14 protein-coding genes are annotated in these 13,563 nt (G+C 69.6%); 6 read left to right on the forward strand and 8 right to left on the reverse strand.

Annotated elements, in window-relative coordinates; translation table 11 throughout:
* Nucleotides 1-1,498 (forward strand): fatty acyl-AMP ligase (locus ACXAID_RS23065; RefSeq protein WP_475024511.1); only part of this gene is annotated, 1,498 nt, incomplete at its 5' end.
* Here ACXAID_RS23065 and ACXAID_RS23070 read toward each other — a convergent pair.
* From ACXAID_RS23070 to ACXAID_RS23090, 5 genes are all read right to left on the reverse strand, one after another.
* Nucleotides 1,481-2,641 carry a fatty acid desaturase family protein gene (locus tag ACXAID_RS23070; RefSeq protein ID WP_475024512.1) on the reverse strand — a complete coding sequence of 387 codons (1,161 nt, stop codon included), beginning with the start codon at nt 2,639-2,641 and terminating at the stop codon, nt 1,481-1,483. The two genes, ACXAID_RS23065 and ACXAID_RS23070, sit on opposite strands and share 18 nt — an antisense overlap.
* Before the next feature lie 214 nt (nt 2,642-2,855).
* The gene (locus ACXAID_RS23075; RefSeq protein ID WP_475024513.1) at nt 2,856-3,059 is read right to left on the reverse strand and encodes a cold-shock protein; all 204 of its coding nucleotides are present in this window, start codon (nt 3,057-3,059) and stop codon (nt 2,856-2,858) included.
* Between the two features lie 102 nt (nt 3,060-3,161).
* A complete protein-coding gene (locus tag ACXAID_RS23080; RefSeq protein WP_475024514.1) occupies nt 3,162-3,647 on the reverse strand; it encodes a DUF5994 family protein in 486 nt (161 codons plus the stop codon).
* The gene (locus ACXAID_RS23085) at nt 3,644-3,781 is read right to left on the reverse strand and encodes a hypothetical protein (protein ID WP_475024515.1); all 138 of its coding nucleotides are present in this window, start codon (nt 3,779-3,781) and stop codon (nt 3,644-3,646) included. The genes ACXAID_RS23080 and ACXAID_RS23085 overlap by 4 nt, the downstream gene beginning before the upstream one ends.
* Before the next feature lie 149 nt (nt 3,782-3,930).
* A complete protein-coding gene (locus tag ACXAID_RS23090) occupies nt 3,931-5,307 on the reverse strand; it encodes a cytochrome P450 (protein WP_475024524.1) in 1,377 nt (458 codons plus the stop codon).
* A 96-nt stretch (nt 5,308-5,403) separates the two neighbouring features.
* Here ACXAID_RS23090 and ACXAID_RS23095 point away from each other — a divergent pair, with 96 nt between their 5' ends.
* Nucleotides 5,404-7,611, forward strand: coding sequence for an MMPL family transporter (locus ACXAID_RS23095; protein ID WP_475024516.1), 2,208 nt, complete (start codon nt 5,404-5,406; stop codon nt 7,609-7,611).
* Nucleotides 7,612-7,615: 4 nt separating this feature from the next.
* On the opposite strand, the gene stpK7 is transcribed toward ACXAID_RS23095, so the two are convergent.
* Together stpK7 and ACXAID_RS23105 are read right to left on the reverse strand one after the other, a co-directional pair.
* On the reverse strand, nt 7,616-9,373 hold the full coding sequence (gene stpK7 / locus ACXAID_RS23100) for a serine/threonine protein kinase StpK7 (RefSeq protein ID WP_475024517.1): 1,758 nt from the start codon (nt 9,371-9,373) through the stop codon (nt 7,616-7,618).
* Nucleotides 9,374-9,534: 161 nt separating this feature from the next.
* Nucleotides 9,535-9,738, reverse strand: a complete 204-nt coding sequence (locus ACXAID_RS23105) for a hypothetical protein (protein WP_475024518.1) — start codon at nt 9,736-9,738, stop codon at nt 9,535-9,537.
* Nucleotides 9,739-9,887: 149 nt separating this feature from the next.
* Between ACXAID_RS23105 and ACXAID_RS23110 the strand changes: the two genes are divergently transcribed.
* From ACXAID_RS23110 to ACXAID_RS23125, 4 genes are all read left to right on the forward strand, one after another.
* Entirely contained in the window at nt 9,888-10,559 is a 672-nt protein-coding gene (locus ACXAID_RS23110; protein ID WP_475024519.1) for a winged helix-turn-helix transcriptional regulator, read from the forward strand.
* 40 nt (nt 10,560-10,599) lie between these two features.
* Nucleotides 10,600-11,082: a hypothetical protein gene (locus ACXAID_RS23115; protein ID WP_475024520.1), complete on the forward strand. Its 483-nt coding sequence runs from the start codon at nt 10,600-10,602 to the stop codon at nt 11,080-11,082.
* 49 nt (nt 11,083-11,131) lie between these two features.
* Nucleotides 11,132-11,773 (forward strand): MliC family protein, encoded by a 642-nt coding sequence (locus ACXAID_RS23120; protein WP_475024521.1) that lies wholly within the window; start codon nt 11,132-11,134, stop codon nt 11,771-11,773.
* Nucleotides 11,774-12,112: 339 nt separating this feature from the next.
* Nucleotides 12,113-13,093: a 2-hydroxyacid dehydrogenase gene (locus tag ACXAID_RS23125; protein WP_475024522.1), complete on the forward strand. Its 981-nt coding sequence runs from the start codon at nt 12,113-12,115 to the stop codon at nt 13,091-13,093.
* 113 nt (nt 13,094-13,206) lie between these two features.
* Here ACXAID_RS23125 and ACXAID_RS23130 read toward each other — a convergent pair.
* On the reverse strand, nt 13,207-13,563 hold a 357-nt coding region (locus ACXAID_RS23130), incomplete at its 5' end, for a DUF7157 domain-containing protein (RefSeq protein WP_475024523.1).

A 13,563-nucleotide genomic window follows, 5' to 3' on the forward strand; every position in this document is an offset into this window, starting at 1 on the left:
GGCCGCCGCGGACGTGGGCCCCGGCGACGCGGTGGCGGTCCTGGCCGGCGCTCCGGTGGAGATCGCCCCGGCCGCCCAGGGTATCTGGATGCGCGGCGCCAGCCTGACCATGCTGCACCAGCCCACACCCCGCACCGATCTGGTGCGCTGGGCCGAGGAGACCGCCGCGGTGATCGACATGATCGGCGCGGCGACGGTGATCGTCTCCGAACCGTTCCTGGCGGCCGCACCGGTGCTGGCCGACCTGAACCTGACGGTGCTCACGGTCGAGGAACTATTGTCCGGCAGCCCGGCCGATCCGGTGGACACCGGTGACGACGACGTCGCGCTGATGCAGCTGACCTCCGGTTCGACGGGCTCCCCCAAGGCCGTGCAGATCACCCACGCCAACATCGTCGCCAACGCCGAGGCGATGACCGTCGGGTGTGACTTCGACATCGACACCGACGTGATCGTCAGCTGGCTGCCCTGTTTTCACGACATGGGCATGACCGGGTACCTCACGGTACCGATGTACTTCGGCGCCGAGCTGGTGAAGATCACGCCGATGGACTTCCTGCGGGACACGTTGTTGTGGGCGCGGCTGATCGACAAATATCGCGGCACCATGACGGCGGCCCCGAACTTCGCCTACACCCTGCTGGCCAAACGCTTGCGCCGGCAAGCAGATCCGGGCCAGTTCGACCTGTCCTGCCTGCGGTGGGCACTGTCCGGCGCAGAACAGGTCGACCCGCTCGACGTGGAGGATCTCTGCGAGGCCGGCGCGCCCTTCGGGCTGCGCCCCGGGGCGATCATCCCGGCCTACGGCATGGCCGAGACGACGGTGGCGGTGTCGTTCTCGCCCTGCGGCAAGGGCATGCTCGTCGACGAGGTCGACGCCGACCTGCTCGCGCTGCTGCACCGCGCGGTCCCGGCCACCCGCGGACACACCCGTCGCCTCGTCTCGCTGGGGCGCCCCTTGGACGGCATTCAGCTGCGCGTCGTCGGCGAGGACGGCGCCGAACTGCCCACCCGCGGAGTCGGAGTCATCGAAGTGCGCGGCGCGCCGGTGACGAAGGGCTACACCACCGTCGTCGGGTTCCTGGCCGCCCAGGACGAGGGCGGCTGGTATGACACCGGGGACCTGGGCTACCTCACCGAGACCGGCGAGGTCGTGGTGTGCGGGCGGCTCAAGGACGTGATCATCATGGCTGGCCGCAACATCTACCCCACCGACATCGAGCGCGCCGCCGGGCGGGTCGACGGAGTCCGGCCCGGATGCGCCGTCGCGGTGCGTCTGGACTCAGGGTTGTCCCGGGAGGCGTTCGCCGTGGCGGTGGAATGCCGGGACTTCACCGACCACGAACAGGTGCGGCGCATCGAACGCCAGGTCGCCCACGAGGTGTTCGCCGAGGTCGACGTGCGCCCCCGCAACGTCGTGGTGCTCGCGCCCGGCACCATCCCGAAGACACCGTCGGGCAAGCTGCGCCGCGCGCACTCGCTAGCGCTGGTGAGCTGACCCCCACCCGGACGCTCCCCCGACCCTGCGCTCGGATGCCGTCTCCGGGGCGTCGTCGCTGGTCGCAGTCAGAAAGCGGTCCGGCAGCGCCAGCTTGTGAATCGTCCGCAACACCAGAAGATATTGCCGCACAATCGAACCCGTCGTATACGGCAGATCGTACTTCTCGCAGACGGCGCGGACCCGCTCGGCGATCTGCGGATACCGGTTGCTGGGCAGGTCCGGGAACAGGTGGTGCTCGATCTGGTAGCACAGGTTGCCGCTGGCGAAAGCCAGCACCGGACCCGCGCGGAAGTTCGCGGTCCCCAGGATCTGCCGCAGGTACCACTCACCGCGGGTTTCGCGCTCCAGCACGTCGGCGGTGAATTTCTCCGCACCGTCGGGGAAGTGGCCGCAGAAGATCACCACGTAGGCCCACAGATTGCGCAGCAGATTCGCCGTTCCGTTGGCCGCCAGGGTCCGGCGCCAGCGCCGCCGGCTGACCAACGGCCACAGCACATAGTCCTTGAGACCCTGGCGGGCGGACTTGCGGACGAAGGTCATCCGCTCGGCGGTGAGCTCGGCACTGTCCGCGGGCAGCCGGTCGCGCTCGGAATGGATTCCGTGCAGACCGATACCCCATTCGAAAACCGCTGCCAGCAAAAGATTTCGTACCGGCTGGAGCAGATGCTCAGGCTTCCAGGGCTCATCGCGCGTCACCCTCATGATCCCGAAGCCCAGATCGTCGTCGACACCGACGATGTTGTTGAACACGTGGTGGCGATAGTTGTGCGAGTAGCGCCACTGCGACGACACCGCGACCATGTCCCACTCCCAGGTGTTGGAGTGGATCTCGGGATCATTCATCCAGTCCCACTGGCCATGGCTGACGTTGTGGCCGATCTCCATGTTCTCCACGCTCTTGGCGAAAGCCAAGGCCGCCGTGCCCAGCACCCAGCCGGTCCGCGAGCTGCTGCAGCCGATCACCAGCCGGGCGGCCAGGTCGAGGGTGCGCTGGAAGGTGATGGTGCGCCTGATGTAAGCGGCGTCACCCGACCCCAGGGAATCCTCGACATCGGCCCGGATGGCGTCGAGTTCGCCCGCCAAGGCCTCGATGTCGGCGTCGGTCAGGTGCGCGAAGGCTGCAACGTCGGCAATCGCCAATGCATGTCCTGTCGATCCGGTCGAGAAGAATGGACCACCGGGCTAGGCTGAGGCAGCCGCCAGCGCGTGGAATTCACACCAGACTAGTAGCGGCGGCACCGGCCGTCAAAGGCGTACCTAAGTTGCTGGTAGAGAACGCTTTTCGCGATCAGTCCGAAATGAGACGTGGGCTGGCGGGAAGATCCCACCAGCCCACTCAACGAGTGTGCCGCGCTCAGACGGCCGAGACCCGCACCGCCTGCGGGCCCTTGTTGCCCTGTTCGATGTCGAACTGGACGCGCTGGTTCTCCTCCAGCGACCGGTATCCACTGCCGTCGATTGCCGAGTAGTGGACGAACACATCCGGTTCACCGCCATCGGGGGCGATGAAGCCGAAGCCCTTGTCGCCGTTGAACCACTTCACAGTTCCCTGTGCCATACTTTTTCAACTTCTCTCATCTGAATGGACGTCAGATCAACGTCCCAGGTCAGGCTAGCACGCCGAGCTGCCGTTCCACGGATCGCGAGCCGGGGGCCGGCGTCAGGCCCCGGGTGCGGCCGCCCACTTCGAGCTCTCCGCCTCGGCCAGACTCATCACCGCACACGCCAGATCGAACAGCCTGGTCTCCCGGCCGGAACCGGCGGTCGGTAACCGGGCGGCGGTACGCAACATCATCAAACCGAGCGTCTGGGAGGTCATGCTCGGGACGACAAGCAGTTTGGCGCACGCGATCGTGCCGTCGACCATCATCAGCCTGGGCCGGAGGTCCCGCTCCCCGTCGTGCCGGGCACGCACCCCGGTCGCCAGCGTCTCCAGGTCGAGCTGGCTCTCGGCGGCCGACCAGTTGATCCGGATCCCGACGACCTCCCCCAGCCGTCCGTGCACGGCCGCCACCAGCTCGGGAAGCTCGGCGGCCACCGACGCTGAATGCGGCCACCAGGCGCCGTCGATACCGCTGCCCAGATCCGCGGCCAGGGCTACCCTGGCGGGACGGGACGCACGGCGCGACCGCGCCGCCCCGTTCACGCCGACGGCGGATCGGCAGGCGAAACCGTGCTGGGCTGATCGGAGAAGACGGGAACCTGCACCGGCTCGGCGGCGTTGCGCGACGCGACATGCTCGGGGCGCGAGGGGTGGGAGAACAGTTCGGTGGATTCCATGCCACACGTCCTTTGCAGATACGAGCCCGGCCGATTCATAGGTCGCGAGCGCAAGAAGATCACGTCGCAGGCGGAACGCATGCAGCTTGAGAAGTTGCGGTGAAGAGGCGAATCCGCACAACGCCTGTCGCTCAGATTACACCCGATGCTCAGGCTGTTCGCCCCGACCCGCCCGCGAGGGCCGCCGGACAACGCGGCGCGGCACGCTGGGCCTGCTGCGGCGGAGCGTGCCTGGCGCGCAGCCGGATCTGAGCCCCCTTGTGCGGCACGAAGATGACATGCTTGAGGCGCTGCTTCTCGGCGGCCGCCGACGTGGTCTCCAGGTCGACACGGAGCAGGATCTCGCGCAGCACCACCCGGAACTCGACCATCGCGAACGTCGCCCCCAGGCAGCGCCGGTTCCCGCCGCCGAACGGCAGATACGTCGCCGGGCTCAGCGCCGCACCCACCATCCGGTCCGGGTCGAACCGCTCCGGATCGGGGTAGAGCTGACTGTCGGCGTGCACCGCGACGATGCCGGGGATCACCATCACCCCCGCCGGCAGGCGGTACCCGGCCAAGTCGACCGGCTCCTGCAGCACCCGGCCGACGTCGAACACCACCGGGCGGACCCGCAACGTCTCCCGCGCGACCGCATCGAGGTACTCGTCGTCACCGTCGCGCGCGGCACGCACCGCCCGGGCCAGCGTGTCCGGGTCGCGCACCAGCCGCTCCAGCGCCCAGGACAACCCCGTCGCCGTGGTGTCATGTCCGGCGAGCAGCAGCGTGATCAGCTGATCGCGCAGTTCCCGGTCGCTCATCGTGCGGCCGTCCTCGTTCGACGCGCGCACCAGCATGGCCAGCGCATCCGTGCGTTCGGCGAGCTGCGGATCGGCGCGGTGGTCGGCGATCTCGGCGTACAACAGCCGGTCGGCCTCGGCGAGCGCATCGGCCAGCGCCCGCCACGGCCGGCGCTTGAGCAGGCCGGGGTTGGCCACCGCCAGCGTCTCCCACGGCCCGACCCGCAGCACCCGGGGCAACACCTGCCGCAGCGCCGACAGCCGGGCCGCGTCGGTCGTCCCGATCACGGTCCGAAGGATCACCTCCAGCGTGATCTCCGACATCTTGGGTGCGGCGGCGAAGGTCCGGCCCACCGGCCAGCCGGCGATGTTGTCGGCGGCGATCTGCGCGATCAGGTCCACCTGGCGGGCCACCGCGTCGCGCGCGAACGGGGCCAGCATCAGCCGGCGGCGGTCCCGGTGCACCTCCCCGTCGACGACCAGCACCGAGCTGTCACCGAGCAGCCCCTTGAGCATGGAGTTGGCCTCACCGGCGTGGTAGACGTCCGGATCGCCGGCGAACACCGCCTTGATGTCGGCCGGATCGGTCAGGTAGACCAGCGTGCCCATCGAGGCCACCCGCAGCGTGAACGTCGGGCCGTACCGGCGCCGGCACGCCGCCACGAACTGCGGCCCGCGCCCCAGCAGGAGCGCGGCCTGAACGATCCGCGGCAGGCGCGGACCCGCAGGCAGAGACGACGGCGGCATCACCGTTCCCAGCGTACGAGCCCGACCCGGTCAGGTCAGCGAATTCACAGCAGCGCCCACGCATACGCCCCCGGTGTGCCGGGAACAGGGGGATACATGTCGCGATTTCTGTTCACCCTTGGTGAGTTCAGCTTCCGACGCCGGTGGTGGGTGCTCGGGGCCTGGCTGGCGGTGCTGGCAGCCGTCCTCGCCGCGTTCCTCGGCTTCCAGGGCCAGCCCAGCGACAACTTCGCCATCCCCGGCACCGAGTCCCAGCGCGCCGTCGAGCAGTTGCGCCAGGACCTGCCCGCCCTCAGCGGCGCGCAGACCCAACTCACCTTCGTCGCGCCCGAGGGCCGAACGGTCACCGACCCGGCGCTGGCACCGGTCATCGAGCGGACCGTCGCCGAGGCCAACACCATTCCCGAAGTCGCCGCGGCCGCCGGCCCCGCCCAGACCCGTCAGGTCGCGCCCGACGGACGCGTCGGGCTGGGGACCGTGCAGTGGAACCAGCAGATCGGCGAGGTGACCGAGGCCTCGCTCACCGCTCTCGAGGAGGCGATGGCACCGGCCCAGCAGGCCGGCCTGCGGGTCGAGTACGCCGGCAGCGTCTATCCCGGCTACCGCGTCGAGGTTCCCCACCTGCCCGAGATCATCGGCATCGCGGTGGCGTTCCTGATCCTGGTCATCACCTTCGGCGCGGTCGTCGCCGCCGGACTGCCGATCCTGACCGCCGGAATCGGCGTCGGCATCGGCGCGCTGGGCATCTTCGTCACCGCCGCGTTCATCGAGATGCCCACCGCGGCGCTTTCCCTGGCCCTGATGCTGGGCCTGGCGGTCGGCATCGACTACGCGCTGTTCATCCTCAACCGCTACCGCAACAACCTGCTGCTGTTGATCCCGCGCGCCGAGGCCGCCGGTCTGGCGGTCGGAACCGCCGGCGGCGCGGTGGTGTTCGCTGCTCTGACCGTGATCATCGCGCTGTGCGGGCTGGCCGTGGTCGGCATCCCGTTCCTGACCTACATGGGTCTGGCCGCGGCGGCGGCGGTGTTCATCGCGATGCTGATCGCGGTCACCCTGCTGCCCGCACTGTTCGGTTTCGCCGGCGGGCGGGTCGCCCGGTTCATCGAACCGCCCCTGCAGCCCGGGCGGCCCAGGCAGGTCGCCCAGGTCGCCGCGTACACCCCGCATCGAACCTTCGGTGCTTCGTGGGCGCGGTTCGTGGTGAGGTTCCGCAAGCCGCTGCTGCTGGGCGGCGCCGCCGGGCTCGTCCTGATCGGACTGCCCACCTTCGGCATGCATCTGGGCCTGCCCAGCGGGGCGTCCCAGCCCGAGTCCAGCACCGCCCGCCAGGCCTACGACCTGACCGCCGAGCATCTCGGGCCCGGGTTCAACGGCCCACTGCTGGTGGTCGCCGACCTGTCCAACGCCACCGACCCGCAGGCCGTGGGGACCGTCGCGGCCAACATCGGCCGTGAACCGGGCGTCGTTGCGGCCTCGCCGGCCGGCACCGGCGGCGACACCGCCGTCATCCAGGTGATCCCCGAGACCGGCCCCAACGACACCGCCACCGCCGACCTGGTCGAACGCATCCGCAACGACCGTGAGTCGATTGAAGGCGATACCGGCGCAACGTTTCTCGTCGGCGGCAACACCGCCTCCAACATCGACACCTCGGCAAAACTGGCCGCCGCGCTGCCGGTGTTCATCGTTGTGGTGGTCGGCCTGGCCTTCCTGCTGCTGACGGTCGCGTTCCGCGCGGCGATGGTGCCGCTGACCTCTATCGCGGGGTTCCTGCTGTCGGTGTTCGCCGCCATCGGGGTCCAGGTCGCGATCTTCCAATGGGGTTGGGGAGCCGGGATTCTCGGTATCACCCCCGGGGAGACCATCAGCTTCCTGCCGATCATCGTGCTGGCCATCATCTTCGGCCTGTCCAGCGACTATGAGGTATTCGTGGTCTCCCGGATCCGGGAGGAGCTCGGCCACGCCGACAGTGCGCAGGACGCCGTGCGCAGCGGCGTGGCGCTGTCTGCCCGCGTTGTCACCGCAGCCGCGCTGATCATGTTCGGGGTGTTCGTCGCCTTCCTGGCCGGCGGCGACCCGATCATCAAGTCGATCGGGCTGACGCTGGCCGTAGGGGTGTTCCTCGACGCGTTCGTGGTGCGCCTGACGCTGATACCGGCGGTGATGGCCATGCTGGGCGACACGATGTGGAAGCACTCCAAGTGGTTCGGCCGCTACGTGCCCGACCTCGACATCGAAGGCACCGCGCTGGAGGCCGAGCACCGCGGCCCCGCCGCCGCGCCCGCCGGTGCGCCCAGCTGAGCGACTACCGGCCGGCGCCGTTGATCTGCGGTTTGTCGATGGTTCCGCGCTCCACCCCCCACATGGTGGCGATGGTGCGGTACTCGCCGGTCTCCATCAGGTGTTCCAGCGCCAGCCGCAACGACTCGGCCAGGCCGGAGTCCTTGGGAACCGGCCACCCGTAGGGCGCCGAGTCGAACACGTCGCCGGCGGGCACCAGCTCACCGCGGGACAGTTTGATCGCGAACCCGGTCACCGGAGAGTCGGCCGACATCGCGTCCACCTCGCCGGCGACCAGCGCCGTGGTCACCGCGTCCTGGCCGCGGAACTCGACGATGTCGACCGGCGCCACCCCGGCGGCGACACACTCGTCGCTCTTCTGCGGCAACTCCTCGGTGGCCTGCAGAGTCCCTTGTGCCACACCGACTCTGCCCCCACACGCCGCGGCCGGTCCGACCGTCGTCCCGGGGCGGCGCGCCCACTGGGTCCCGGCCTCGAAGTAGGTGACGAAGTCGACGAGTTCCTCGCGCTGCTTGGTGTCGGTCACCGAGGACATCCCGACGTTGATCGCCCCGCTCTGCACCGACGGCAGGATCTGGTCGAAGTTGATGACGCGGTAGTCGGGCACCAGCCCCAGCACCCGGGTGATGGCATTCATCAGGTCGACGTCGAAACCCACCAGCTGACCGTCGGCGTTCTTGAACTCCATCGGCGCGTAGGGCACGTTCACCCCGATCACCAGCCGGCCCGTGTCCCGGATCTCGGCCGGTACGGTCTGCGCGATCTGCTCCACCGCGCCGTCGGCCTGCGCCGGGGCCGGACCGTCGTCGCGCCACGGCGCCCATATCCACACCCCGGCCGCCACGGCAGCGGCCACCACGACCGCGGCCCCGGCGAGGACCAGCGTCCGCGGCGACCTCCTCCGGGTGGTCCGTGCGGAATGGCGTGAGCCGCGGGCCCGCCGGATCGGCGCGTTGAGCGCACGCTGCGCCGCGGCGGCCAGCTCGCCGGCGGTCTGGTAGCGCTTGGCGGGGTTCTTGGCCATCCCCTTGGCGATCACCGCGTCGAACGCCGCCAGCCGTGGGTCGGCCGCCGACGGACGGGGCAGCGGGGCCACCATGTGCCCGGCGATCTGCTGTTCGAGGCTGTCGGCGGGGTAGGGCCGTGACCCGGTCAGCAGCTCGTAGAGCACACAGGTCAGGGCATAGATGTCGGAACGGGCGTCGACCTCACCGGCCTCGAACCGTTCCGGGGCCATGTAGGCCAGCGTGCCCAGCGTGCTGCCCGCGGTGGTCAGCGCCTTCTCGCCCGCCGTGCGGGCCAACCCGAAGTCGATCAGGTACACGAAGTCGCGGCCGGTGATCAGGATGTTCGACGGCTTGATGTCGCGGTGGATCAGGCCCGCCTTGTGCGCCGAGTCCAGCGCGTGGGCGACCTGTTCGACGATGCGGACGGCGAAGGGCGCCCCCAGCGGCTTGTCGGTCTCGGCGAGCATCGTGCCCAGGTTGCTGCCCTCGATCAGGCGCATGTCGAGGTAGAGCCGGCCGTCGATCTCGCCGTAGCCGTGGATCGGCACGACGTGCGGATCGTTGATGCCGGCGGCGGACTGGGATTCGCGGCGGAAGCGCTCCTGGAAGGTCTCGTCCTCGGCCATGTGGTGCGGCAGCACCTTCAGCGCGACCACACGGTCGGTTCTGGTGTCGTAGGCCTCGTAGACCTCGCCCATCCCGCCCCGGCCGATCAGCTTCTGCAGCCGATAGGGCCCGAATGGAGTCGCATCCACCGTTGGTCTCCTCGAGTGCGGCCAATCGGTTCGTGCGTTGAAGCTACCTCATGTTCGCCGGCACCGCCCCGTACGCGGGAAACTGCCGAAATGGCATTCCAGCAGACCCCTACTCGCACTTTTGCTGCCGGAATGCCGTTTCGGCGCGCGGGGGTGCCGGCTCAGAGGCGGTACATCTCCCGGGCCATCGCGGCCTGCTCGAAGGTGCGGTCGCGCAGCGGCGGGTAGTAGCGCCGCTTGCCCGGCCCGGGGTCGGCGGGGGCGGCGTCCATCGCCACCTCCACCGTGCGGGACGGCGCCGTGAGCCAGCGCAACAGCGCGCCCGGCAGCCAACGCCTGGGTGTGAATCCGGCAATCGAAGCCATGTCATGTCACCTCGTGTTCGTGGGCTGGTGGCGGTCCTCTCCCGCCGCGGCGCCCTGGTCTGATTCCGAACTTAAGATAAGAAATAGAAGTTGTCAATGTTATTTGCACTTTGGGTTAGAAATGTGAGCTAGCGGGTACGATGGGTGGTATGGCGCGCAAGACCTATGGACAGTTCTGCGGGCTCGCCCATGCCCTCGACGTGGTCGGCGAGCGCTGGACGCTGCTGATCGTGCGGGAACTGGGTTCCGGCCCGAAGCGCTACAGCGAGCTGGCCGAGGCGTTGTCCGGCATCGGGACCAGCCTGCTGGCCACCCGCATGCGCCAACTCGAGGCCGACGGCGTCATCGCGCGCCGGCTCGCCGTCGACCAACCCGGCTCAGCGGTGGTCTACGAGCTCTCCGACGCCGGGCGCGAACTCGCCCTGGCGCTGATCCCGCTGGCGACCTGGGGTGCGCGCCACCAGATGTCGGACGCCGACATCCGCCACGAATCGTTTCGCGCCGAGTGGATGTTGAGCTTTCTGGCCGCCGAGTTCCGGGACGACGCCCCGGCCGACCTCGACGCGGTCTACGAATTCCACATCGGCGACAGCACCGCGTGCCTGCACCTGCGCCGCGGCAAGGTCTCGGTGACGCCGGGACCATGCCCGGACACTCCCGATGTCACCGTCCGCGCATCGGCACCGACCATCGCAGCACTGAACGGGGGCACGAAGACACTGACAGAGGCGCGGCGCGGCGGTGACCTCGAGGTGACCGGCGACGAGGAAGCCGCCGCGGCACTGACCGAGCTCATCGAACGCCAACTGGCCCGTTTGTGAACACTCCGCCGGGCAGAGCCGGTCGCTCTACCGTGGAGCAATGACCGAGAATCCGGCGGCGATCGAGGCCAGCCACCCACCCGAAGCTCTGCTGAACCTGATGAACCCGGTGCTGCGGCGGGCCCTGCGCACCCCACTGGGCAGGGGCCTGAGCCCGTTCATGCTCGTCGAGTTCACCGGACGCAAGACCGGCCGCCGCTTCTCGGTGCCGGTCAGCGCCCACCACCTCGGCGGCGACCTCTACGCCGTGCTCGAAGCGCCGTGGAAGTACAACTTCCGCGGCGGAACCGACGCGGTCGTCTACCACCGCGGTGAACGGCACCCGATGCGCGGTGAACTCATCACCGAACCCGAGGCCGTGGTGGACATCGCCGACCGGCTGGCCCGGGCCTACGGACCCCAGCGCGCCAGCCGCTACATGGGACTGGGCTTCCGCGACAACCGCCTGCCCACCGCAGCCGACTGGCGCGACGCCGTGGAGCGGATGGGCCTCGCAACGATCAAGCTGACCCCCAGAACGTGACGGCGACGCCCGGCCGTCGTGCTTTGATCGGACGTGCTTGGATCAGCAAATGGGTTTGCGCTCACTGATTCTGGGACCCGCCCTGGCCGCCGTCGCCGCGGTGTCGGTGTCGTGTTCGCCGCAGGGCACCGACGCCCCGCCGCCCGCGTCGTCCCCCGCGTCGCCCCCGGCGGCGTCGACCTCGGCGGCGTCGACCGCCCCAGCCGACACATGCGATCCGCCGGTCGGACAATTGATCTGCGATGATCCCGAGATCGCCGCGCTGGACGCCAGACTCACCGGCACCGTCGACCGCACACTGGCCGCAGCGGACGACCCGGCCGCGGCACGGTCCGAACAACGCGGCTGGGAGGCCGGGCGTGACGACTGCTGGAAAGAGCCCGACATCCGCCGCTGCGTGCTGGAGGCCTACCAGACCAGGCTGGTCGAACTCCAGATTCCCGGCCTGCCCGAAGCACCCGTGGTGACCTATCGGTGCGACGACACCGCCGATACGCTCACCGCCCGGTTCTACCCCGACGCCGATCCCTCGGCGATGGTGCTGGACTGGGGTGGCGACTCGGCGATCCTGATTCAGCAGCGAACCGCCAGCGGCATCCGCTACTCCCGCGATGGCGCCGAGTACCGGGAGCATCAGGGTGAGGTGGTGGTCGACTTCTACGGCAAGCGCCTCAACTGCACACCCGAGTAGCGGTGCCGGGGCTAGCCTGAAAAGCGCCTCGCAAAGGAGCGTGTCATGGCGAAGGAATACGACCACCACATCTCGGAATCCCTGAAGAACCGCGGCTGCCGGTGCCGGTGCGGCACATGTAGCGGCGACGGCCACTGCCACAACATCGCCGCCGGCTGCAACGTCCGACGCTGACCCGGCCCCAGGCTGGGTTACGGCGCCCCGCCGGCGCCGAGTTCCCGCCTGTCACCGCCACGGCCCGGGCTGTACCGTCGGGAGACATTGCACGGCCGCGTTGCGGCGGCCAAACTCCCAGACGGACATCCGACGGCGAACGCCCTGCGCGGCAGCGAGGTTGACATGAAAGACGCGAACCCGGTCCTCCATGTCGTCGTCGCCGACCGCAACCTGGTGCCCCACCGCGACCGGTTGGAAAGCCTGGTTCCCGGCGCCCGGTTCACCTGGCTGACCGACGGCGTGCCCTACGAGGCACTGCGCGACGCCGAGGTGTTCGTCGGCCGCTTCTTCACCGCCGACATGGTGCAGGCCGCGACGAAGCTGCGGCTGATCCATGTCGGGGGCGCCGGCACCGACCGCATCGACTTCGCCGCACTGCCACCGGATGTCCAGGTTGCCAACACGTTTCACCACGAGCGGTCGATCGCCGAGTACGTCGCGGGCGCGGCGATGCTGTTGCGCCGCGACTTCCTGATCCAGGACCGCGCGCTGCGCGACGGGATCTGGGCCACCTCGGTGTACGACACCTCGCTGCCGCAGTCACCGACCCTCGCCGGCGCACGGATCGGGTTCGTCGGATTCGGGCACATCGGCAGCTGCAGCTGGAATCTGCTGCGCGCCTTCGGCTGCACGGCCGCGGCGGTGACCGGGTCGGGGCAGCTGGCCGACGACGCCGGGTTGGACTGGGTGGGCGACACCACCGCGCTGGACCGGTTGCTGGGCGAATGCGATGTGGCCGTGGTGTCCGCACCGCTCAACGAGCACACCGAAGGGCTGATCGGGGCGGCGCAGCTGGCCGCGCTGGGGGCCGACGGGGTGCTGATCAACGTCGGGCGGGGACCACTGGTCGACGAACGGGCGCTCTACGACGCGCTGGCGGGCGGGGTGATCAAGGCCGCGGCGATCGATGTCTGGTACCACTACCCGTCCGGGGACGGCCGCGGCGCGCCCAGCGAGCTGCCGTTCGCCGAGCTGCCCAATGTGCTGATGACGCCGCACTCATCGGGGGTCACCACCGACACCTTCGCCGGCCGCGCGGACGACATCGGCGCCAACATCGCCCGGCTGCAGCGCGGGGAACCGCTGCACAACGTGGTGCGCTGACGTTCCCGCTGCAGCTCCGCCGAAATGGCATTCCAGCAGGCGGCCACTCGTACTTTCGCTGCCGGAATGCCAGTTCGGCGCAAAAGGCGGCGGAAAGGTAGCGCTAGGGGGGGCTAGGGGGTGTAGTCGTACTCGGGTTCGTGGAACCGGTTGATGATCGGAATGCGTTCGATGATCCGGTCCCGCAGCCGCGGCTGCTGTGGGGTGTTCAGCTGCGGCGCAGGCGCACTGCCCACCGGCGGCACGTAGGCGGGTGCCGGCGCCGGAGCAGGCGGCAGATAGTTGGGCGGCGGTGCCGGCGGCACGTAGGCCGGGGGCTCGGGGACGTACGCCGGGGCCGGGGCGATCGGCTCATCGTAGACCGGCGGCGGGGCCTCCGGCGGCGTTGCCGGTTCGGCGGCAGGCGGCTCGATCGGCATCGCGTCGGGAACCACGAACTCGGCGGCGACCGGCTCGGCGGGCACCGGGGC

This window comes from Mycobacterium sp. ABE4_509, assembly GCF_056160785.1.

Coding starts and splice junctions, on each gene's coding strand:
- ACXAID_RS23110 (WP_475024519.1), top strand. CDS start 9,888: ATGGCGCGCAAGACCTATGGACAGTTCTGCGGGCTCGCCCATGCCCTC.
- ACXAID_RS23075 (WP_475024513.1), bottom strand. CDS start 3,059: ATGGCACAGGGAACTGTGAAGTGGTTCAACGGCGACAAGGGCTTCGGC.
- ACXAID_RS23125 (WP_475024522.1), top strand. CDS start 12,113: ATGAAAGACGCGAACCCGGTCCTCCATGTCGTCGTCGCCGACCGCAAC.
- ACXAID_RS23105 (WP_475024518.1), bottom strand. CDS start 9,738: ATGGCTTCGATTGCCGGATTCACACCCAGGCGTTGGCTGCCGGGCGCG.
- ACXAID_RS23090 (WP_475024524.1), bottom strand. CDS start 5,307: ATGCCGCCGTCGTCTCTGCCTGCGGGTCCGCGCCTGCCGCGGATCGTT.
- ACXAID_RS23115 (WP_475024520.1), top strand. CDS start 10,600: ATGACCGAGAATCCGGCGGCGATCGAGGCCAGCCACCCACCCGAAGCT.
- ACXAID_RS23095 (WP_475024516.1), top strand. CDS start 5,404: ATGTCGCGATTTCTGTTCACCCTTGGTGAGTTCAGCTTCCGACGCCGG.
- ACXAID_RS23085 (WP_475024515.1), bottom strand. CDS start 3,781: ATGGAATCCACCGAACTGTTCTCCCACCCCTCGCGCCCCGAGCATGTC.
- ACXAID_RS23120 (WP_475024521.1), top strand. CDS start 11,132: ATGGGTTTGCGCTCACTGATTCTGGGACCCGCCCTGGCCGCCGTCGCC.